The organism is Microbacterium sp. UBA3486 (genome assembly GCF_002377845.1).
Taxonomy (GTDB): Bacteria; Actinomycetota; Actinomycetes; order Actinomycetales; family Microbacteriaceae; genus Microbacterium; species Microbacterium maritypicum_A.
The window spans coordinates 18,862-38,400 of record NZ_DFQP01000073.1 but is presented as its reverse complement, the minus strand read 5'-3'; the positions used below and the strand labels follow the sequence as shown (position 1 = coordinate 38,400).

Here is a 19,539-nt window from a genome sequence, read left to right as displayed (position 1 = left end):
CGTTTCGATCAGCCCGCGGCGAGCGCCGGCAGCGCGACGCCGTGCAGCGCGTCGACGACGGGGGCGAGTTCCGGCTGCGCCGCGGCGTCTTCGAGCACCTGCTCGAGGGCGGCGTCGTGGATGGGTCGAGCCCGCTCGTAGAGCTCACGCCCTGCGGGGGTGAGCTCGGTGTAGATGCCCCGACGATCGTCGGCGCAGAGGATCCGGGTGAGGAGTCCGCGGTCTTCCAGGCGGTTGACCAGGCGTGTCGTGGCGCTGGGACTCAGGGCCGCGGCTCGGGCGAGCTGCTGCATGCGCATATGCCATCCGTCTTGACGGTCGAGCGCATCCAGCACCGTGTACTCGACCACCGAGAGCGAGGCGGCGTCGGCCAGGCTGCGCTCGAGGGCCGTCTCGATCAGGCCGTGCAGGGCGGCGAGCGTCCGCCACCCCTGCGCGCGCACCTCGACCGCGTCGTCACCGATACCCATGGCCATCCTCCGAGATAGTTGCTTGCGCTGGATACTTGCGTGTGCAATCATTGTCCTTCGATGCGCAATATGCCGCGTCTGCAAGTATCCCGACCAATGTACCAGGAGAATCGTCATGCCTCTAGGACTGATCGCCCTCGCCATCGGGGCGTTCGGCATCGGACTCACCGAGTTCGTCATCATGGGCCTGCTGCCCGAGGTCGCCCACGACTTCGGCGTCACCGAGTCCGCCGCCGGCTGGCTCATCTCCGGCTACGCGCTGGCCGTCGTGGTCGGTGCCCTCGTGCTCACCGCCGCGGCGACCCGGCTGCCCAAGAAGCCCGTGCTGCTCGGCCTCATCGTGCTGTTCATCATCGGGAACGTTCTCACCGCACTCGCCGACGACTACGGCATCGCCATGCTCGGCCGCATCATCGCCGCCCTCTGCCACGGCGCGTTCTTCGGCATCGGCTCCGTCGTCGCGGCCGGCCTCGTCGCCCCCGAGAAGAAGGCGGGCGCCATCGCCATCATGTTCACCGGCCTCACCGCCGCGAACGTCTTCGGCGTGCCGTTCGGCACCTTCCTCGGCCAGGAGCTGGGCTGGCGCTCGACGTTCTGGGCGATCTCCGGCATCGGCGTGCTGGCCTTCGTCGGCATCGCGCTGCTGGTCCCCCGTCTCCCGCGGCCGACCGCACACGTCAGCCTGCGCAGCGAACTGTCCGCCTTCCGCTCCGGTCAGGTGTGGTTCTCGCTCATCGTCACGATCCTCGCGTTCGGCGGGATGTTCGGAGCCTTCACCTACATCGCCTACACGCTCACCGAGGTGAGCGGCTTCGCGACCTCGACCGTGCCGTGGCTGCTCGTGCTCTTCGGCGCCGGCCTCGTGCTCGGCAACTGGCTGGGCGGACGACTCGCCGACCGTGCGATCGACCGCACCCTGGTCATCTTCATCGCCGCCCTCGTGGTGGTGCTCGCCCTCTTCTCGGTCGCCGCGCCGTCGGGCATCGCCACGATCATCGCCCTGTTCCTGATGGGCGGGTTCGGGTTCGGCACGGTCCCCGGGCTGCAGAGCCGCGTCATGCAGTACGCCGGCGGAGCGCCCACCCTCGCCTCCGGCGCCAACATCGGCGCCTTCAACATCGGCAACGCGCTCGGTGCGTGGGCGGGCGGAATGGGCATCTCGGCAGGGCTCGGCTACACCTCGCCGATCTGGATGGGAGCGATCCTCACCGGCATCGCGCTCGTCGTGATGGTCGTGGCGGCGGCCCGTGCCCGCAGCGCTCTGTCTCGTGATGCACGGTCTCGTGATGCACTATCGCGCGATGCGGTGTCGTCGGGCACGGGTCCGACCGCCGTCGCCTCGGTCCCGGCCGGCTGACCCGACACTCGGTCACCCGTCGGACGGATTCGACGATCGCCCCACGCAGAAGCGCCGCACCCTCCGACGAGGATGCGGCGCTTCGTTCCCGCTGCGGAGGCTACTCCGCGGCGGCGATCTTCTTGGCGTCGTCCGTGTTGAGCACGCGGAACAGGATCGCGGCGATCACGGCGCCGACGACCGGGGCGACGATGTACAGCCACAGCGAGCTCCACGCGAAGTGACCGCTGACCGAGAGGCCGAGCGCGACCGCCGGGTTGAAGCCGCCGCCCGAGATCGATCCGACCGTGGCCGCACCGACGAAGACGGTCGCACCGATCGCGAGACCGTAGAAGGAGTTGCCCGCGGTGTCCTTCGACGTGGCGGTGTTGAGCACGACCCACACCAGGATCAGCGTGAAGAGGGCCTCGACGAGGAACGCCGGCCCGACCTCGATGATCATGGCCTTCTCGCCGGCGGGCCACACGGCGAGCGCGACGAGCGCGGCCACGGCACCACCGACGAACTGGGCGATGAGGTAGGCGATGAAGTCGACGACGCTGAGGCCGCCGCGCAGGAACACACCGACCGAGACGGCCGGGTTCAGGTGTGCACCCGAGATGTGACCCGTCGAGTACACGAGCACCATCAGGGTGAAGCCGATCGCGAGCGGGGTCAGCGGGCTGCCGCTGTTGACCGCCGCGATGATCGCGAGGACGAAGAGGAAGGTGGCGATCGCTTCTGCGAGCGCCTTGCGTGCCGTACCAGTCATGAGAGAGCCCTTTGTCTTGGGGATTCGTAGGAGAGGAGGCTCGTTTGGCCGCTCACTCCGGTCGACGCACCCCTCTTGCGGCACTGACGCTATCGCTGCGCCGACCGGAATATCGGGAGCCGCGCGGGCTTTCTGTGAATTCGCTGAACCTACGCGCGAGCGGCGATCGCGGCGCTGTCCACGCCTCGGGGCAGCGCACCGAACAGGCCGGAACCCTCGTCGATGCGGGCGGCGATGAACCCGTCGGCGACCGCGGCGGGCGCCGCGCGCAGCAGCTGTGCCGCCGACAGGGTCAAGGCGAGGGCCTCGACGAGCCTGCGCGCCGAGGCGTCCGGCATCGGATCCGCCGCCATCTCTGCCACCAGACGCCTCGTGCGATCCAGATGGGCGTCGAACCGGGAGTCCACGCCCCGCACCGCCGACACCTCGGCGTCGAAGGCATCGAGCGATTCGGGTTCTCGGGCGAGCGCCCGCAGCACGTCGAGCGCGATCACGTTGCCCGAGCCCTCCCAGATCGCCATCACCGGCTGCTCGCGGTACCGCATCTCGAGGGGCCAGTCCGTCGTGATGCCGTTGCCCCCGAGGCACTCGAGCGCCTCGGCGGCGTGGCCGGGCGCGCGCTTGCACACCCAGTACTTCATGACCGCCGTCGCCAGCCGGCGGAACGCCCGATCCTGTGCCGAGGTGTCATCGTCGTACGCACGGGCGAGCCGCATCGCGACCGCCGTCCCCGCCTCGACCTCGAGCTGCAGGTCGGCGATCACGGCCGTCATCGCGGGCTGATCGATGAGGGTGCGCCCGAACGCCGACCGATGCCGCACATGCCAGGCGGCCTCGGCGACCCCCTGGCGCATGCCGGCCAGCGAGCCGAGCATCGAGTCGAGCCGCGTGCGGGTGACCATCTCGATGATGGTGCGCACGCCGCGCCCCTCCTCCCCCACGAGGGTCGCCTCGGCCTGCTCGTACTCCACCTCGCTCGAGGCGTTCGACCGGTTGCCCAGCTTGTCCTTGAGTCTCTGGAAACGGAGCCGATTGCGCGTGCCGTCGTCGAGCAGCCGCGGCAGCAGGAAGCACGACAGCCCACCCGGCGCCTGCGCGAGCACCAGGAAGGCGTCCGACATCGGTGCGGAGCAGAACCACTTGTGGCCGGTCAGCGCATAGCGCCCGTCGCCCTGCGGCACGGCGGACGTGGTGTTCGCCCGCACATCGGACCCGCCCTGCTTCTCGGTCATGGCCATGCCGAACAGGGCGCCGGGCTTTCCGAGGCGCAGTCCGGGCTCGTACGAACGCGACAGCAGCCGGGGCATCCACTCCTCCGCGAGGCGCGGATGCGAAGCGATCACGGGAACGGCCGAATGCGTCATCGACACCGGACACGCATGACCGGGCTCGACCTGCGCGTAGAGCATGAACGTGGCGGCTCGAGCGGCGCCGGCCCCCGGACGGGGGTCCGCGAATGCGGCGGTGTGCGCCCCGTCGGCGACGGCTGCGCCGATGACCCGGTGATAGGCGGGGTCGTACTCGACCTCGTCGATGCGCTCGCCCCAGCGGTCGTGCGTGCGCAGCACGGGCTCGTTCCGGTTCGCCCGCCGGGCGTCGTCCTGGAAGCCCGCCGACCCGACGCGACGACCGATGCCCCGCAACGCCTCGTCCGCCCACTCCGCGCCGTGCAGCCGCACCGCCTCGGTCAGCGCGATGTTCGCCCCGTACTCGTCGACATCGACGCGCGGCGGGGCCTGATTGAAGACGCTGTGTGTGCTCACGATGCCCCGATGGAATCACGGATACCGATCTCGGGGCAATGGCGGGGGCGAGCGATGTCAACCCCATGGCCGCACTTCGCCCTTCCCCGTACCGTTCGAGGATGACCACGGAGACCGCGCCCGCCGCCGAGACCTCGACCCGGCTGCGGAGGGCGATCACCGGTCCCCTCCTGTTCGCGTTCATCCTCGGGGACGTGCTGGGCGCAGGCATCTATGCCCTGATGGGGGTGCTCTCCGAGAAGGTGGGTGGGATGCTGTGGGCGCCTCTGCTCCTGGCGCTGCTGCTCGCCATGCTCACCGCGGGTTCCTATGCGGAACTCGTCACGAAGTATCCGCGCGCCGGAGGAGCCGCCGTCTTCGCGGAGCGGGCATTCCACAGTCCGCTGGTGTCGTTCCTGGTGGGATTCAGCATGCTCGCCGCAGGAGTCACGAGTGCGGCCGGCCTCGCCATCGCGTTCGCGGGCGACTACCTGGGCACGTTCCTCGATCTGCCGACGATCCCGGTCGCGATCGCCTTTCTCGCCCTGGTCGGCCTCCTGAACGCCCGCGGCATCCGCGAGTCCATGGGCGCGAACCTCGTGATGACCGCGATCGAGCTGAGCGGCCTGGTCATCGTGATCGCCGTGGTCGCGGTCTTCGTGGGCGGCGGAGGCGGCGACGTCTCCCGTGTCGCGGAGGCGCCGGAAGGGACGAGCGTCGCCGTCGCAGTGCTGTCCGGTGCCGTCATCGCCTACTACTCGTTCGTCGGGTTCGAGACGTCCGCGAACATGATCGAAGAGGTGAAGGATCCGCGCCGGACGTACCCTCGTGCCCTCTTCGGCGCCCTGTTCACGGCCGGAGCGGTCTACGTGCTCGTCGGTCTGGCGAGCTCGATCGCCCTCCCACCTGCAGAACTGCAGGATTCGAGCGGCCCCCTGCTCGCCGTGGTCGAGGCCACCGGCGTCAGCATCCCCTCCTGGCTGTTCAGCCTCATCGCGCTCGTCGCGGTCGCCAACGGCGCACTGCTGACGATGATCATGGTCAGCCGTCTCACCTACGGCATGGCCGAGCAGGGCCTGCTGCCCGCCGCCCTCGGCCGCGTGCTCCCGAAGCGGAAGACCCCCTGGGTCGCGATCCTCACCACCACCCTCGTGGCGATGGGGCTGACGCTCGTCGGCGATCTGGCGACGCTCGCCGAGACGGTGGTCCTGCTCCTCCTCGTCGTCTTCCTCAGCGTCAACGTGTCCGTGCTGGTACTTCGTCGCGACCGCGTCGACAACGATCACTTCCGCGTGTGGACCTTCGTCCCCGTTCTCGGCGTCGGCTCCTGCATCCTGCTCCTCACCCAGCAGCGACCGGCCGTCTGGCTGTTCGGCGCGATACTGCTCGCCGTCGGAGGCGTGCTGTACGTGCTGGCGCGCTGGGGCAGGAAGCACTCCGAGAAGAAGAACGCCCGCCCCGACGGCGAGCCCGTCCACGACCAGAAGGAGAACCATGAGCACGCCTGAGCACACGTCCGCCGACGAGATGACGAGCGCGGAGAAGCGGCACGATCAGCTGACGTCCGCACCGGACGCCACCGAGGCCGACGCCGCACCCCGCGTCGAGGTCAGCGAGCACGACGGCAACACCCGCATCGACATCGCCCCGGGGGCACCGGTGCGTCCGGGGCCCGGTCCCGGAATGCCCGAGGCCGATTCCGAGGACTGACGCGCGGCCCGGCTCTAGAGCCAGCCCTTGCGCTTGAAGGCCGCGTAGAGCCCGAAGCCCAGCGCGATCATCATCCCGACCGCCATCGGGTAACCGAGAAGCCAGTGCAGCTCGGGCATGTGATCGAAGTTCATGCCGTAGATCGTGCCGACGAGCGTCGGGGCGAACAGGATCGCCGCCCATCCCGAGATCTTCTTGACCTCGTCGTTCTGACGGATGCTGAGCTCCGTCATCCGCCGCATCTCCTCGTTCTGGCGACGCGCGACGATCGTCGACTCGACGGTGAGCGCGTTGTCGAGGACGGTGCGGAACGTCGTGGCGCGGTCGCTGACGCGCAGGGTGTGATCCAGCACGTCGCGGAGATACCGCTGCAGCTCTTCGGTCACCTGGTACTTGTCCGACCCGCGCAGCAGGGCCTCCAGCATGCCCGACAGTGGCTGCGTGGCCCGCTGGAAGTCGATGACCTCCCGCCCCAGGTCATAGATGCGCTGGGTGGCGTCGGTGTTCTCCTCGAACAGCTGGCTCTCGATCTCGTCGATGTCGTTCTCGAGCCCGGCGAGGACGGGCGTGTACTCGTCGACGACCTCATCGAGGATCGCGTACATCACGGCCTCGGGACCACGGGCGAGGAGGGCGGGGTCGGCCTCCAGCCGTCGGCGGACGCGCGCGAGGTCCGGTGACTCCGCATGCCTGATCGTCACGACGAAGTCGGGGCCGACGAGCACGTGCACCTCGCCGAACTCGACCTCCTCGACGTCGTCGAGATAACGCGCCGGCCGCAGCACCATGAACAGCACCTCGCCGTAGCGTTCGAGCTTGGCGCGCTGGTGACCGGAGAGCGCGTCCTCCACGACGAGCGCATGGATGCCGAACTCGTCCGCGACCGCGCGGATCTCCTCCTCGCTCGGCCGATAGAGGCCGATCCACCCCATGCCGCCGCGCTCCCGCATGCGCTCGAAGGTCTCGCTGAGGGTCACCGGATTCTCGGTGCGGACGCCATCCACGTAGATCGCATTGTCGATGATCGCCATCGTCGCCCCTTCGCGTTCCTGTCGGTCAGAGCGGGATCACTCCGCAGCAGGCGGGGCCACGCAGGGGATCGCGGTATCGGCGATCGCCTGGTGGTACTGCTCGGCCGTGAACGGAAGGCCGAACTCGGGCGCGGTCTGCCCCGCAGCGGCCGGCGCTTTGGAGGCGATGGCGGCGAGTTCCCACGAGAGCTGCTGGGCGAACTGCGCCCCGGCCGTCGAGTCGTTGAGCACGACGGCCACGGTGAACCCGGTGGCAGGGTCGGAGTACGCCGCCGTGGCGTATCCGGGCGTCCAGCCGTGCTGACCGATCATCGATCCCACGAGGTAGGCACCACCCGTGGCCTGGAACCAGGACTCGGCTCCGTCGGCAGCCGGGAGCGGCTCACCGAAGCGGTCCGGCTTCTCCTTGGTGCGCAGCGCCTGCTTCGCCTCCGCCTGTGCGTAGCGACCCAGGTCGGTGATGGTCGACACGACGCCGGAGTCGGTGAAGCCCGAGCTGGACGACAGCTTCGTGATGTCGACGGGGGCGGCGCAGTCGAACCCGCCTTCGACGCCGTTGAGGAAATGACCGTTCAGTACCGCTCCGGTTCCCGGCGGCGCAGGGGTCGGGCCCGGAAGTGAGGTGTCCGGGAGCCCGAGGGGCTCGGTGACGTACTCGGCGATCAGCTCGGAGGCGGTCATCCCCGAGGCGCGTTCGAGGGCCAGCCCGAGCAGGAGGTAGCCGGCATCCGAGTCGCGGAAGGTGGTGTGCGGGGCGACGCGCTCACGCGCCAGGCCGAAACCGGCCAGCTCCAGAGGAGACCAGACCCGGTCGGGGGTGTTCAGCCACGCCGACTTGACGGTTCCCTCGGACGATCCCGCCCCACTGGTGCCGTTGCAGAGGTCGAGGAGGGTGATGCCCTCGTCTCGCATGTCGGCGACACCCGAGACGTAGTCCGCGACGTTCGCATCGAGTTCGACCACATCGCGGTCGGCGAGGGCATAGAGCACGTCGCAGGTCATCAGACGGGTCACATCGGCGATGCGGAAGGACATGTCGGTCGACACCTCAGCTCCGCCCTCGCGGTCCTGCGTGCCGATGCCGGCCACCCAGCTCCCGCTCCACGGCGCCCAGACACCGACGATCGCGCCCGACGCACCCGACGCGACGAGTGCGTTGTCGACGGCGGCCTGCATCGCGGCGACCGTGTCATCGGGGAGCGCCCCGTCGACCTGAGCGGGGGGCGTGTACGAGAAGGACTCCTCGGAAGAGCATCCGGTGAGAACGAGAGCGAGCACGGCCGCCGTGGCCGTTGCGGCGCGCCACCGGCGCGACGAGAGAAGCTGCATGGAAAGAACCCCCGAAGACGTGTCTCCCGAGTCTAGAGCGCCGATGCTGAAAGTCGGCCCCGGAGCGGACGTCGAGCCCCGCATAAGGTTGTCGTCATGCCCCACACCTTCGATGCCGACGTGATCACCGCCGTCCTCCGCCACATGAACGGCGACCACACCGATGACAACATCCTCATCGCCCGGGCGTTCGCGGAGCCGTCGGATGCGGAGATCACCGCATCGGTCATGACCGGCTTCGACGGGGACGGCGGGCTGTGGGAGATCACGCGCGACGGCGCCGTCACCGAGTTGCGCGTGCCGTGGCCCGGCGGCCCGATCGACGACCGCCCCTCGGTGCGCCGTGAGGTCGTGGCGCTGTACGACGCCGCCTGCGCCCGGCTCGGCGTCGAACCTCGCCCGCACGCCTGACGGATCCGGCTTCCCTCCGGGGTTAGGTAACCCTTACACTGGCCTCATGCCCGAGATCCTCTCCTTCTCCGCCGCCCTGCGCGAGCGTTCGTCCGGATCGCACTCCCGCAGCGAGACCGCCGGCTTCATGTCCGACCTCCTGAAGGGCGAGGGATCGCGCGAGGACTACATCTCGCTCGTCGCACAGCACTACTTCATCTACGAGGCCCTCGAGGGCGCCGGCGAGCGCATGCGCCAGGATCCGGTCGCCTCGGTCTTCATCACCGACAAGCTCACGCGCCTGCCCGCGCTCGAAGCCGACCTCGAGTTCCTGCTCGGTGCCGACTGGCGCGAGCGGATCGTCGCGCTGCCCACCACGCAGCGTTACGTCGACCGCATCCGTCAGGTGGGCGCCACGTGGGCCGGCGGTTTCGTCGCCCACCACTACACCCGCTACCTCGGCGACCTCTCCGGAGGCATCTTCATCGGACGCGTGATGGCACGCCGCTTCGGCTTCGAGACCAACGGCATCGGCTTCTACCTGTTCGACGACATCGCCGATCCGGCCGCCTTCAAAGACGTGTACCGCGAGCAGCTCGACGCCGCTCCCTGGGACGATGCCGAGCGCGAGCGCGTGATCGACGAGGTGCTCCTCGCCTACCGTTTCAACACCGAGCTGTTCGAAGACCTCGACCGCGCACGCGCCGCTGCCTGAGCCGCTGCCGGAGCCGGAGCCAGGGCCGGGCCTTCAGCTCTTCGGCAGCTCCGGGGTCGATGCCGCGAGCCAGGCGTCGCGCATGAACCGGCGCACGTCCTCGTCCACTCGGATGTCACGGGGTCGCAGCGCACGCGACAGGTAGAGCCCGTCGAGCGAGGTCAGCCGGCTGAGCGCGACGTAGGTCTGCCCCGGTGCGAACGCCCCGGAGCCGAGGTCGATGATCGCCCGCTCGTAGGTCTTGCCCTGCGACTTGTGGATCGTGACCGCCCACGCCAAGCGCAACGGGAACTGGGTGAACTCCGCGACCACGTCACGGGAGAGCTTCTTGGTGTTCTGGTCGTACGCGTAGCGGAACCGTTCCCACACGGCCGGTTCGACGTCGACCTCCTCGCCGTCGATGTCGACACGCACAGCGCTGCCGAGGATGCGTACGACCGTCCCGATGGTGCCGTTGACCCACCGCGGCGGCTCCCCCGACATCGCGGTGTCGTTGCGCAGGAACATGACCTGCGCTCCGACCTTCAGCTTCAGCTCCGACTCGGCGGGGAGCGCGGCCTCGCCCCGCCCGAAGTCTCCGCTCACCTCGGCACGTGCGGTCTGCTCCTTGCCCGGCAATGCGGCCAGGTGACGACTGTTGATGCTGTTCACGATGTCGTTGCGGGTCGCGAGCGTGATCATCGGCACCTCCCCCGGCTCCGGGTCCGGTGGCGTCCGCGCTCCCTGGGCGTTCAGCACCCCGGCGATCTCGGCGGTGACCCGTCCGTAGCGCACGGCGTTCAGCATGGCCTTGAACCCGTCGTCGGACTGGCGGTGGATCTGCACGAGTTCGCGCACGTGCAGTTCGGCCCGCGAGTCGACCGCGAAGAGTCCGTCCTGATCGGACTCGCCGGTACCGCCGCCGGCCCCTGCCCACACCTTCGCATCGAAGAACCAGAACGAACGGTAGTGGTCCTGCACGTAGCGGGCCTCATCACCGCGGGGCGGCACGGGCGCCAGCTGGTACGGGTCTCCGAACATGACGACCTGCACGCCGCCGAACGGCTCGCCCCTGCGCCCCCGCGCCTGGCGCAGGGAGCGGTCGATCGCATCCATCAGATCCGCGTTGACCATCGAGATCTCATCGATCACGAGCGTCTCGATGGCGTTCAGGATGCGACGGGTCGCGTCGTTCTGATCGATGTCGGCGTCCCCGATCAGACCGATCGGCAGGCGGAACAGCGAGTGGATCGTCTGCCCCTCGACGTTGAGCGCCGCCACGCCCGTGGGCGCGCAGATGGCGATCTGCTTCTTCGTGTTCCACGCGAAATGCTGCAGGAGGGTCGACTTGCCGGTCCCGGCTCGACCGGTGATGAAGACGTGCTCGCCGGTGTCCTCGATGAGGCGGAACAGCTCTTGCTGCTCCTCGGACAGGGCGGGAAGGGACACGGTTCTCACAGGGGCAGCGGGCGGACAGGGCGCTCGTCCATGCTACGGCCCGGCATCCGCGCACGCCCGCCGACGCTCGGCGTCCCCCCAGGACGCCCTCCTAGACTGACGCCATGGACCGGGCACGTGCGAGCGCGCCCCGGCGCGCGCGCCTGGGGGTCGACCTGGCGATGCTCGCTGTCGTCGGCATGATGCTCGTCGCCGCATTCGGAGCCGGTGGCGTCACGCTGTATCAGCAGTTCTACGGACCGTCGGCGTTCGTGGTCCGCTACCTCGACCTGCTCTCCTCCGGTCGCGCCGCTGACGCGCTGCGTGTTCCCGGGGTCGCGATCGACCGCGAGACACTCGACTCCGCGGGCATCGACCCCGCGGCATCCGAGGCGATGCTCCGCCGCGCCGCGCTCGCGCCGCTGACCGACGTGACGGTGACGTCGGAGAAACCCGCAGACGGTGGCACCGCCGTCACCGTCAGCTACCAGGCAAGCGGCCACCCCGGGACCAGTACATTCTTGATCGAACAGGACGGATGGGCGGGAGTCACCCCCCATTGGCGTTTCACGACGAGCCCCCTGGCCGTCGTGGATCTCACGGTTCGCGGTGCGGACAAGTTCGCCGTGAACGGGTTCGAGGTCGATCGGCGTCAGGTGTCGATCGACGGTGCCGATGCCGTCCCCCTCGACCCGCTGCCGCTGCTGGTGTTCACCCCCGGACTGTATGCGATCACGGTGGACACCCCCATATCGACGGCCTCCGGCCACGGAGTGCTCGCCGACACCCCCCTCGCCGTCACGCCGCTCGATGTGCAGACCGAGCCGACCGACGAGTTCATCGACGTCGTGCAGGAGCGCGTCGAGGCTTTCCTCACCGAGTGCACGACGCAGGAGGTGCTGCAGCCGACGGCCTGCCCGTTCGGCCTGCGGGTCACGAACCGCCTCGCCTCGGCTCCGAAGTGGTCGATCGCGGCCCAGCCTCGGGTCACGGTCACCCCCGACGGCGGGCAGTGGCAGATCCCGACGACGGATGCGGTCGCTCACGTCGACGTCGACATCAAGTCGCTGTTCGACGGCAAGACCCAGCCGCTGTCGGAAGACGTCCCCTTCCAGCTCACGGGAACGATCGCGATCCTTCCCGACGGCACCGCGTCGATCAGGATCGGCTCCCCCGGAGAGCAGCCCGTCGGCTGACGCCCGAGCGAGCCGGCCTCAGCGGCCTGCGCGCTGCTCCCGCTCGTCGCGCTCGGCGAGGGCAGCCAGCTTGGCGTTGTACTCCTCGAGCTCGGCGTCTCCCGTGCGATCGGCGTGCCGGTCCGCGCGGCGCTGCAGCTTGGTGTCGCTGCGACTCCACTGGATCGCGACCGTGATCGCGAGGATGAGCGTGGGGATCTCGCCGATCGACCAGGCGATGCCGCCACCCACGTACTGATCCTGCAGCGGGTCCACGCCCCAGTCACGGCCCATCGACCCGAACCAGTCGGCCACCATGAGGCCCTCCTGCATCATGATCGCGATGCCGAAGAAGGCGTGCATCGCCATCACCGCGATCAGGGTGATCAGACGACCGGGGTAGGGCAGACGGTAGGGCACCGGGTCGGCGCCGATCAGGCTCATCACGAAGAGGTAGCCCGAGATCAGGAAGTGGATGACCATCCACTCATGGCCGAGGTGCTCGTACATCGACCAGCGCACGAGGTCGGTGAAGTAGAACGCCCAGAGCGACAGGATGAAGATCGCCGCCGCCACGAACGGGTGCGTCACGACGCGGGCGAAGGGCGAGTGCACGGCCCACATGATCCACTCGCGACCGCCTCGGGTGCCGTCGTCGCGTTTGTGGATCGCACGCAGGGCGAGGGTGATGGGGGCACCGGACACCATCAGCAGCGGGATCGCCATCGACAGCATCATGTGGCCCATCATGTGGATGCTGAAGAGGTATTCCTGGTAGGCGTTGAGCGGTCCGCTGGTCACCCAGACGAGCATCAGCATGCCGAGCACCCAGAACACGGTGCGATGGATCGGCCAGCGGTCGCCGCGCAGTCGCAGCCGCCGCACTCCTGCCAGGTAGAGGAACAGTCCGAAGCCGGCGGCGACGAGCCAGAGCACGTCGAAGTCCCAGGCGGTGAACCAGCGCTCTATCGTCAGTTCCGGCGGCAGGGTCGAGCCGGTGAGGATCTGCGCGGGGGTCTGGGCGAACGCGGCGACCTCCCCGGTGGGGGGAGGTGTGCGTGCGAGTGCGGCGGCAGCACCCGAGGCGAGACCCATCAGCGCGACCTCGCACAGCACGAGGAGCCAGAACCAGCCGGCCGCGCGCTGACCGGAGAGCTTGGGGATCAGGCGGGCGCGGTACCAGGCCCCCAGCAGCCCCATTCCTCCCAGGAGTGCGACCTTGGCCAGCACGATCCAGCCGTAGGGCGTCGACCACAGCGCATCCCAGCTGCCGACGGCGACGATGGACCGGGTGACGCCCGACACGGCGACCACGGCGAAAGCGGCGATCGCGAGCGACGAGTAGCGCCCGACGAGTTGCGCGGTGTCGACATCGGCTCGTCCGCGCAGCAGGACCAGGAGCAGGAGACCGCCGAGCCAGACGGCGGCGCCGATCGTGTGCAACAGGATCGAGTTGACGGCCATGTTGTGCCCGGCGAGGTCGCCGGCATGGCCCTGAGTCGCGAGCGGGAGGAAGGATGCGGCGGCGAGGAGGGCCGTGATCAGTGTGGGTGTCCACGAACGCCACGCGAACGCCAGCACCGTGATGATCGCACCGAAGATGGTGGTGATGAGCCAGGACTGCCCCAGCGGCAGCTCCAGCAGGAATCGACCGAGCTGCGTGCCGAACTCGCGCTCGATGCTGAGCTTCGGGTTGAAGGCGGCCATGAAGGCGAGGAAGCCGGCGAGACCCGCGGAGACCGTGAACACGGCCGCTCCCACCGAAGCGATGTTCAGGGCGGCGTCGAATGATCGGTCCCCCGCACGCAGGCCGAACAGCGCGAGCACGAGCGAGCCGAGCATGACCGCGCCCGAGATGTTCATGACGAGCTTGGCGATCGGCGTGCCCCAGAGCACGAACGGCCCCGGATCCTGCAGGAGCGGCGGCTTGGCGCCTCCGCCGACGAGCAGCGCCAGCACGAGGGCCGCCATCCCGGCGAGCAGGAGGATGACGATTCCTGCGATTCGATACGCCGAAATCCGACTCGTCGACTCGCTGCGGGAACTCACCCCTCCAGCCTAGGCGCGACCGGCGGTGAGAAAGCACGAAGGCCGCTCCCGTCGGAACGGGAGCGGCCTTCGAAGAGGTGCGGTCGAATTACTTGACGGCAGCCTTGAGCTTGGAACCAGCGGTCACCTTGACGCGCTTGCCGGCCGGGATCTTGATCTCGGCGCCGGTCTGCGGGTTGCGGCCCGTGCGAGCAGCGGTGTCGACCTGCTCGAAGGAGATCCAGCCCGGGATGGAGACCTTGCTGCCCTTGGCAACAGCGTCGGAGACCGTGGCGAACAGCGAGTCGAGGACACCGGAGACGGTGGCCTGGCTCTGGCCCGTGGCGCTTGCGATGCTCGCGACGAGCTCGGTCTTGGTGATGGACTTGTCAGCCATGTCATCCTCCAGCGACGAGATCCCGTCGCATCGTTGTGGGTATCGGAGCGGGTGCTCCTGGTCTAGCGACCGCCTCGAATGTACCAACCACCACCCTCATTTCCGCGTCATTTCGCGGGTTTTGGGCAATTACTGGGCGTGTCGCGTCACTTTTGTCACTCCAGTCACAGAAACGAGCCCGCTCAGCCGGGCCGGTGCGCCTCGATCACCGACCCTGCAGTGCGCTCGAAAGCGGGCGCCACACGGTCCTCGCCGTCGAGATAGCCGCCGACGAGCGCCGCATCTCTCAGGAGGACCAGGGACGCCGCGACCTCTTCCGGGCGCTCGAGACCCACCGTCTCGGCGACGGCCTGCAGCGTCGAGCGGAACCACTCCCGGTGCTCGTCGATGAGTCTGCGCACGGCACCCTCGGCATCCGGATATTCGGCCGCGGCGTTGATGAAGGGGCACCCTCGCGTGTGCCGCTCTCGGATGTCGGCAGCGATGCCCCGGACCACCGCCTCGAGCAGGACGTCGGGGTCGGCCACTGACTCCCCGGCTTCCGCGAACATCGCCCGCAGCATCTCGTCCTCGTGCGCGAGGTAGGCGAGGACGAGGTTCTCCTTGCCGCCGAACTGCTTGTAGAGCGTGGCTCGGGTGACGCCTGCTTCTTCGATCACGCGGTCGACGCCGACCGCGTGGATGCCCTCCTCGTAGAAGAGGCGGGTGGCCGCGTCGATCAACCGGGCGCGGGCGGGGCTGGGGCGCTTCGTGGTGGTGTTCATGATTGTCCTTCCTCATCGTGGCATCCGAACCGCGGCTTCCGTTCGACGACTTCACCACTTTCGGGAATACGTTGCGATAGATAGAACGTTCGGTCTACTATCAGCGTAACGCACTCCCGACCGACGGGAGCCGATCCAGAGAGAAGAAGATCATGAACAGCACCGACAAGACCCCGATCGTCCTCATCCACGGCCTGTGGATGACCCCCGCGAGTTGGAACACCTGGGCCGAGCGCTACCGCGCGAAGGGCCACGAGGTGATCGTCCCGGGGTGGCCCGGCATCGACGACCGCTCCGTGGAAGACATCCGTCGCGACCCGTCGGCGCTGAAAGGCGTCGGACTGACGCAGATCGTCGACCACTACGAGCGCATCATCCGCGCCCTCCCCGTCACGCCGATCATCATGGGCCACTCGTTCGGCGGCGTCATCACCCAGATGCTCGCCGATCGCGGCGTCGGAGCCGCCTACGTCGGCGTGGCACCAGGACAGACGGCCGGTATCACCACACTCCCCCTGTCGACGCTCTGGACCGGCACCCCGATCCTGTCGAACCCCTTCGGCCGCAACGGCGCGAAGCCCCTCTCGAAGAGGCACTTCCACTTCACGTTCGGGAACGACCTGAGCCGCGCCGACTCCGACCGCCTGTGGGAGGAGTCGGCTGTCAACTCGTACAACCGGGTGTTCTTCGAGGGCGTGGCATCCGCGTTCAACGAGAAGGGAGGCGTCACGCACGTCGACTACGCCCGCGCCGACCGTGCACCGCTCTACATCATCACCGGTGAGATCGACCACGTCGTGCCGCCGGCCATCGGTCGCGCGATCGTGCAGAAGTACCGCGCCGCCGGGAGCCCATCCATCGTGGACTACAAGGAGTACCCCGCACGCACCCACCGACTGGTCAGCCAGGACGGCTGGGAGGAGATCGCCGACGACGCCCTCGACTGGGCCGTCGCGCACACCACCACGCCCGTCGCGTGAGGGTGGGGACGCGAAAGGGGCGAGGATCCGAAGATCCTCGCCCCTTTCGACTGTCTGCTGAGACTTACCAGCTCGACTTGGTCACGCCGGGCAGCTCGCCACGGTGTGCCATGTCACGGAAGCGGACACGCGAGATGCCGAACTTCGTGAGGACACCGCGGGGGCGGCCGTCGATGACGTCGCGCGAACGCACGCGAGCCGGCGACGCGTTGCGCGGCAGCTTCTGCAGGCCGACGCGAGCGGCCTCGCGGGCCTCGTCGGTGGCGTTCGGGTCGACCAGGGTCTTCTTCAGCTCGGCGCGACGCTCGGCGTAACGCTCGACGATGACCTTGCGCTGCTCGTTGCGAGCGATCTTGCTCTTCTTAGCCATTGATCAACGCTCCTCTCGGAATTCGACGTGCTGACGGATGACCGGGTCGTACTTCTTGAGCACGAGGCGGTCGGGGGTGTTGCGGCGGTTCTTCTTGGTCACGTACGTGTATCCCGTACCTGCCGTCGAACGCAGCTTGATGATCGGACGTACGTCCTGAGCCTTCTTGGCCATTAGAGCTTCACACCCTTCGCCTGGAGGTCCTTGACCACGTTCTCGATGCCACGGACGTCGATCACCTTGATGCCCTTGGCGGACACGTTGAGCGTGATCTTACGACCGAGCGAGGGAACGAAATACGTCTTCTTCTGCACGTTCGGGTCGAAGCGGCGCTTCGTCCGGCGGTGCGAGTGCGAGACATTGTGTCCGAAGCCGGGAACAGCTCCGGTCACCTGGCACACTGCTGCCATGATGTGACTCCTTCTATACCGTGAGGCCGGACGGCCCCACCCAAGATCCCTTGTCTGCACGCAACCACGACCCGCCGATCTCTCGGCCGCAGAAGGGGAAGCACGCGAACTGCGCACAGGAGTGTGCGCAGACAAAGAGTCAGTTTAGCACGGGTGCCGACGCGGTCGATCCCGGCTCCCCCGAAGCGAGTTCGGCAGCAGCCTCGGCCGCGCCCCTGCCCCATCGGAACGGCGACACCGTCGGGTCCGCGTCGATCCAGAAGCGCCACGGGAAAGCCGCGGTCCCGGCGACGCCGGCGACACCGACGCGCGGACCGCTGGCCACGTCGTCCCGCTGCGGACCCAGCCACAGCTCGGCTCGTGCTCCGCGACGCTCCCCACCCGTGATCGCGTCGATCCCGTCGTGCACGGGATGCCGCAATCCCACCGCCTGTCCGAGACGACCCGGCCCGCGGGCGAGGTCCCGCAGCGTCGTGCGCCGAAGGGGAAGCGCGACGCCACGTCGGAGGGCCGCCGCCTCCGTGCCGCTCACGATCTCGCCCGCCCGGAGCAGCACGCCGTCGCCCTGCCCTTCAGGGCCGCACACGACGTTCACGCACGAGTGGATGCCGTGGCTCAGGTACACGTACAGGTGGCCCGGCTCGCCCCACATCGTGGAGTTGCGGGCCGTGCGCCCCATGCGCGCATGAGAACCCGGATCGGGGATCTCGCCCGTGCCCTGCCCGTGGTACGCCTCGACCTCCGTGATGCGCAACCGCACCTCGACGGGAACGGAGTCGCTCCCGATCGTGACGACCGTGCGCAGCTCGCCTCCGAGCAGGCGCGGTGCGACGTCGACCGCAGAGGCGCTCAGGTCTGCACGGACGGCACGGCGCAGGCTTTCGTGCGGCAGGTCGACGCCGCGGAGGAGGTCGGAACCGTCCGTCATCTCAGAAGCGCGGAGCCGTCTGGCACCACGAGGCGTCGAAGCCGGTGAGGGCGACGATCTCCTTGCCGGAAGCCATATCGATCAGGTGGGTCTCGACGTTCTCGGGCAGCGGCAGCAGCATCCCGTCGTAGGCGTTGTTCGCCAGGTCGGGAGCGACGACGACGGCGGCGTACTGGCCGCTCGGCGACGCGCAGGCCTGCAGGATCGAGTCCGTGGATCCGACCTCGACCAGCGGGGTCGCCGCACCGTCGTCGTCGACGCGCACGACCACCTGTCCGATCGGCAGCCCCTCGTCGTCGCGAGCGATCACGTGGCGCAACGTGCCACCGGGATACGGCGTGATCGAGCTCGCCGTCCCGTAGTCGGGATCGGATGCCGCGAGCGGCTGCTCCGACCCGTCTGCGAGGTTGAGTTCGACCACGGCCCCGTCGAGCCGTTCGACGATCGCCGTGTAGGTGCCGCGGGAGATCCCCTGGATGGTGGCCGCGAGGCCGAGGGACTGCACACCCGTGTCGGTCGAACGGTCGACGAGCGAGAGGGCTCCGTCGAAGTCGATGAACAGCACGGCTGCGCTGTCGGGCACGAACTGCCAGACGAAGACGCTCGCCTCGGTGCCGGCGACCTCGATGATCTGCGGGTCGTCATCGCCGCTCAGCGACTGGGTGACCAGCACGCTCGCGCGCCCCTCGGTGTCGCTGAGCTCCTTGTCGGAGTAGCTGTAGCCGACGAGGCCGCCGCGTTCGGAGACCTGGATCGCGCCCACGTATCCCTCACCGGGAAGAGTGAGCTCGCGCTGGTTCTTGCCGTCGCGGTCCATCACGAGCAGGCGGGACCCGTCGTCCTCCTCGACCGACACCACGAGCTGCGTGGAGGTCGCGCGGAAGTCGTTGATCTTGTCGTGCTCGAAGACCGGGACGGCCTTCTCGCCGCTGAGGTCGGTGAGGAAGATCTTGTCCTTGCCCGCGACATCGCGACGCAGCAGGAAGATGTTCGACGGCGGCGTCGTGAAGCTCGTGGTCAGCGTCGTCTTCGGGCCACCGCCGGCACCGACCACATCGGCGACACGGACCGTGTACTCGGTCGAGTCGTCGAGCGGGACCGTGAATCGCACGCCCACGCCGCGCCCCGAGGCATCCACCGTGAAGGGCACCTCCGGCTCGACCGTGACCTGCGCCGGGTCGATGTCGGCGAGTGCCTGGTTCGCAGTGAGGATCACGCGGCTGCCGGACGATTCGATCGCCTGTGCCGCATCGACCTGCACATCGCTGATGCGCGGACCCTGAAGGAGGCTGGCGATGCCCAACCCCGTCCCGACGACGACGAGCACTCCGAGGACCGCGGCAACCGTGAGCACGAACCGGCGTCGGCTCCCCGGCGCAGGCGGGACCCGGCGCTCGGCGGTGGCGCGGGGGGTCGGCGGCGCATACGGATCCACTGTCGCGTCATGTGCCGCCGCACCTACCGCTGCACCGGCCACCGACGTCTCGACGACGGGTTCCGGTGCGGCGCCGACGAACACGGGTTCGGTCGCGAGGGGGACGGGCGGAAGAGCGGTCGCCTCCGCATCCTCGCGCGC

21 protein-coding genes are annotated in these 19,539 nt (G+C 68.7%); 7 read left to right on the top strand and 14 right to left on the bottom strand.

All coding sequences use genetic code 11. From position 1 onward, the window contains the following. Positions 1-8: 8 nt before the first annotated feature. Entirely contained in the window at positions 9-470 is a 462-nt protein-coding gene (locus tag B2869_RS10860; RefSeq protein ID WP_021201629.1) for a MarR family winged helix-turn-helix transcriptional regulator, read from the bottom strand. A 115-nt stretch (positions 471-585) separates the two neighbouring features. Between B2869_RS10860 and B2869_RS10855 the strand changes: the two genes are divergently transcribed. After that, positions 586-1,827, top strand: coding sequence for an MFS transporter (locus B2869_RS10855; RefSeq protein ID WP_292766243.1), 1,242 nt, complete (start codon positions 586-588; stop codon positions 1,825-1,827). A 100-nt stretch (positions 1,828-1,927) separates the two neighbouring features. Here the strand turns inward: B2869_RS10855 and B2869_RS10850 are convergent, their stop codons facing one another. Together B2869_RS10850 and B2869_RS10845 are read right to left on the bottom strand one after the other, a co-directional pair. Then, positions 1,928-2,578 (bottom strand): MIP/aquaporin family protein, encoded by a 651-nt coding sequence (locus tag B2869_RS10850; protein ID WP_029259393.1) that lies wholly within the window; start codon positions 2,576-2,578, stop codon positions 1,928-1,930. A gap of 149 nt (positions 2,579-2,727) precedes the next feature. Further along, a complete protein-coding gene (locus B2869_RS10845; protein ID WP_292766238.1) occupies positions 2,728-4,341 on the bottom strand; it encodes an acyl-CoA dehydrogenase family protein in 1,614 nt (537 codons plus the stop codon). Positions 4,342-4,442: 101 nt separating this feature from the next. On the opposite strand from B2869_RS10845, the gene B2869_RS10840 reads away from it, so the two are divergent. Together B2869_RS10840 and B2869_RS10835 are read left to right on the top strand one after the other, a co-directional pair. Continuing rightward, positions 4,443-5,828 (top strand): APC family permease, encoded by a 1,386-nt coding sequence (locus tag B2869_RS10840; RefSeq protein WP_029264820.1) that lies wholly within the window; start codon positions 4,443-4,445, stop codon positions 5,826-5,828. Continuing rightward, positions 5,815-6,030, top strand: a complete 216-nt coding sequence (locus B2869_RS10835) for a multidrug transporter (protein WP_292766231.1) — start codon at positions 5,815-5,817, stop codon at positions 6,028-6,030. Before B2869_RS10840 ends, B2869_RS10835 begins: the two co-directional genes overlap by 14 nt. Positions 6,031-6,044: 14 nt before the next feature. Here B2869_RS10835 and corA read toward each other — a convergent pair whose 3' ends face one another. Together corA and B2869_RS10825 are read right to left on the bottom strand one after the other, a co-directional pair. Then, positions 6,045-7,061 (bottom strand): magnesium/cobalt transporter CorA, encoded by a 1,017-nt coding sequence (corA, locus tag B2869_RS10830; protein ID WP_021201623.1) that lies wholly within the window; start codon positions 7,059-7,061, stop codon positions 6,045-6,047. Positions 7,062-7,097: 36 nt separating this feature from the next. Beyond that, positions 7,098-8,390 carry a serine hydrolase domain-containing protein gene (locus tag B2869_RS10825; RefSeq protein WP_292766226.1) on the bottom strand — a complete coding sequence of 431 codons (1,293 nt, stop codon included), beginning with the start codon at positions 8,388-8,390 and terminating at the stop codon, positions 7,098-7,100. Positions 8,391-8,486: 96 nt separating this feature from the next. Here B2869_RS10825 and B2869_RS10820 point away from each other — a divergent pair, with 96 nt between their 5' ends. Together B2869_RS10820 and B2869_RS10815 are read left to right on the top strand one after the other, a co-directional pair. Continuing rightward, positions 8,487-8,801, top strand: a complete 315-nt coding sequence (locus B2869_RS10820; protein ID WP_292766222.1) for a DUF2470 domain-containing protein — start codon at positions 8,487-8,489, stop codon at positions 8,799-8,801. A gap of 46 nt (positions 8,802-8,847) precedes the next feature. Next, positions 8,848-9,495: a heme oxygenase (biliverdin-producing) gene (locus B2869_RS10815; RefSeq protein ID WP_021201620.1), complete on the top strand. Its 648-nt coding sequence runs from the start codon at positions 8,848-8,850 to the stop codon at positions 9,493-9,495. Positions 9,496-9,528: 33 nt separating this feature from the next. On the opposite strand, the gene B2869_RS10810 is transcribed toward B2869_RS10815, so the two are convergent. Beyond that, on the bottom strand, positions 9,529-10,923 hold the full coding sequence (locus tag B2869_RS10810; protein ID WP_292766378.1) for an ATP-dependent DNA helicase: 1,395 nt from the start codon (positions 10,921-10,923) through the stop codon (positions 9,529-9,531). A 113-nt stretch (positions 10,924-11,036) separates the two neighbouring features. Here B2869_RS10810 and B2869_RS10805 point away from each other — a divergent pair, with 113 nt between their 5' ends. Then, positions 11,037-12,107 carry a hypothetical protein gene (locus B2869_RS10805; protein WP_292766215.1) on the top strand — a complete coding sequence of 357 codons (1,071 nt, stop codon included), beginning with the start codon at positions 11,037-11,039 and terminating at the stop codon, positions 12,105-12,107. A gap of 18 nt (positions 12,108-12,125) precedes the next feature. Here the strand turns inward: B2869_RS10805 and B2869_RS10800 are convergent, their stop codons facing one another. The 3 genes from B2869_RS10800 to B2869_RS10790 all read right to left on the bottom strand — a co-directional run bounded on the left by B2869_RS10800 (position 12,126) and on the right by B2869_RS10790 (position 15,275). Further along, a complete protein-coding gene (locus tag B2869_RS10800; RefSeq protein WP_292766373.1) occupies positions 12,126-14,057 on the bottom strand; it encodes a cytochrome c oxidase assembly protein in 1,932 nt (643 codons plus the stop codon). 166 nt (positions 14,058-14,223) lie between these two features. Beyond that, the gene (locus B2869_RS10795) at positions 14,224-14,511 is read right to left on the bottom strand and encodes an HU family DNA-binding protein (RefSeq protein ID WP_017203554.1); all 288 of its coding nucleotides are present in this window, start codon (positions 14,509-14,511) and stop codon (positions 14,224-14,226) included. Between the two features lie 182 nt (positions 14,512-14,693). Further along, on the bottom strand, positions 14,694-15,275 hold the full coding sequence (locus B2869_RS10790) for a TetR/AcrR family transcriptional regulator (RefSeq protein WP_292766209.1): 582 nt from the start codon (positions 15,273-15,275) through the stop codon (positions 14,694-14,696). 152 nt (positions 15,276-15,427) lie between these two features. On the opposite strand from B2869_RS10790, the gene B2869_RS10785 reads away from it, so the two are divergent. Then, positions 15,428-16,255, top strand: coding sequence for an alpha/beta hydrolase (locus B2869_RS10785; protein ID WP_292766206.1), 828 nt, complete (start codon positions 15,428-15,430; stop codon positions 16,253-16,255). 64 nt (positions 16,256-16,319) lie between these two features. On the opposite strand, the gene rpsN is transcribed toward B2869_RS10785, so the two are convergent. The 5 genes from rpsN to B2869_RS10760 all read right to left on the bottom strand — a co-directional run. Further along, entirely contained in the window at positions 16,320-16,625 is a 306-nt protein-coding gene (rpsN, locus tag B2869_RS10780; RefSeq protein ID WP_017829734.1) for a 30S ribosomal protein S14, read from the bottom strand. A gap of 3 nt (positions 16,626-16,628) precedes the next feature. Next, a complete protein-coding gene (rpmG, locus tag B2869_RS10775) occupies positions 16,629-16,799 on the bottom strand; it encodes a 50S ribosomal protein L33 (RefSeq protein ID WP_017203558.1) in 171 nt (56 codons plus the stop codon). Then, positions 16,799-17,035: a 50S ribosomal protein L28 gene (gene rpmB, locus B2869_RS10770; RefSeq protein WP_017203559.1), complete on the bottom strand. Its 237-nt coding sequence runs from the start codon at positions 17,033-17,035 to the stop codon at positions 16,799-16,801. Before rpmB ends, rpmG begins: the two co-directional genes overlap by 1 nt. A 139-nt stretch (positions 17,036-17,174) precedes the next feature. Beyond that, positions 17,175-17,963 (bottom strand): DNA-3-methyladenine glycosylase, encoded by a 789-nt coding sequence (locus B2869_RS10765; RefSeq protein ID WP_292766157.1) that lies wholly within the window; start codon positions 17,961-17,963, stop codon positions 17,175-17,177. A gap of 1 nt (position 17,964) precedes the next feature. Beyond that, positions 17,965-19,539: hypothetical protein (locus tag B2869_RS10760; RefSeq protein WP_292766154.1), on the bottom strand; the 1,575-nt coding region annotated here is incomplete at its 5' end.

Bases quoted from the DNA above. Each gene is read 5' to 3' on its own strand.
- B2869_RS10855 (WP_292766243.1), top strand. From the start codon at position 586: ATGCCTCTAGGACTGATCGCCCTCGCCATCGGGGCGTTCGGCATCGGA.
- B2869_RS10765 (WP_292766157.1), bottom strand. From the start codon at position 17,963: ATGACGGACGGTTCCGACCTCCTCCGCGGCGTCGACCTGCCGCACGAA.
- rpsN (WP_017829734.1), bottom strand. From the start codon at position 16,625: ATGGCTAAGAAGAGCAAGATCGCTCGCAACGAGCAGCGCAAGGTCATC.
- B2869_RS10815 (WP_021201620.1), top strand. From the start codon at position 8,848: ATGCCCGAGATCCTCTCCTTCTCCGCCGCCCTGCGCGAGCGTTCGTCC.
- rpmB (WP_017203559.1), bottom strand. From the start codon at position 17,035: ATGGCAGCAGTGTGCCAGGTGACCGGAGCTGTTCCCGGCTTCGGACAC.
- B2869_RS10795 (WP_017203554.1), bottom strand. From the start codon at position 14,511: ATGGCTGACAAGTCCATCACCAAGACCGAGCTCGTCGCGAGCATCGCA.
- B2869_RS10800 (WP_292766373.1), bottom strand. From the start codon at position 14,057: ATGGCGGCCCTCGTGCTGGCGCTGCTCGTCGGCGGAGGCGCCAAGCCG.
- B2869_RS10785 (WP_292766206.1), top strand. From the start codon at position 15,428: ATGAACAGCACCGACAAGACCCCGATCGTCCTCATCCACGGCCTGTGG.
- B2869_RS10825 (WP_292766226.1), bottom strand. From the start codon at position 8,390: ATGCAGCTTCTCTCGTCGCGCCGGTGGCGCGCCGCAACGGCCACGGCG.
- B2869_RS10820 (WP_292766222.1), top strand. From the start codon at position 8,487: ATGCCCCACACCTTCGATGCCGACGTGATCACCGCCGTCCTCCGCCAC.
- B2869_RS10840 (WP_029264820.1), top strand. From the start codon at position 4,443: ATGACCACGGAGACCGCGCCCGCCGCCGAGACCTCGACCCGGCTGCGG.
- B2869_RS10860 (WP_021201629.1), bottom strand. From the start codon at position 470: ATGGGTATCGGTGACGACGCGGTCGAGGTGCGCGCGCAGGGGTGGCGG.
- B2869_RS10850 (WP_029259393.1), bottom strand. From the start codon at position 2,578: ATGACTGGTACGGCACGCAAGGCGCTCGCAGAAGCGATCGCCACCTTC.
- corA (WP_021201623.1), bottom strand. From the start codon at position 7,061: ATGGCGATCATCGACAATGCGATCTACGTGGATGGCGTCCGCACCGAG.
- B2869_RS10835 (WP_292766231.1), top strand. From the start codon at position 5,815: ATGAGCACGCCTGAGCACACGTCCGCCGACGAGATGACGAGCGCGGAG.
- B2869_RS10805 (WP_292766215.1), top strand. From the start codon at position 11,037: ATGGACCGGGCACGTGCGAGCGCGCCCCGGCGCGCGCGCCTGGGGGTC.
- rpmG (WP_017203558.1), bottom strand. From the start codon at position 16,799: ATGGCCAAGAAGGCTCAGGACGTACGTCCGATCATCAAGCTGCGTTCG.
- B2869_RS10790 (WP_292766209.1), bottom strand. From the start codon at position 15,275: ATGAACACCACCACGAAGCGCCCCAGCCCCGCCCGCGCCCGGTTGATC.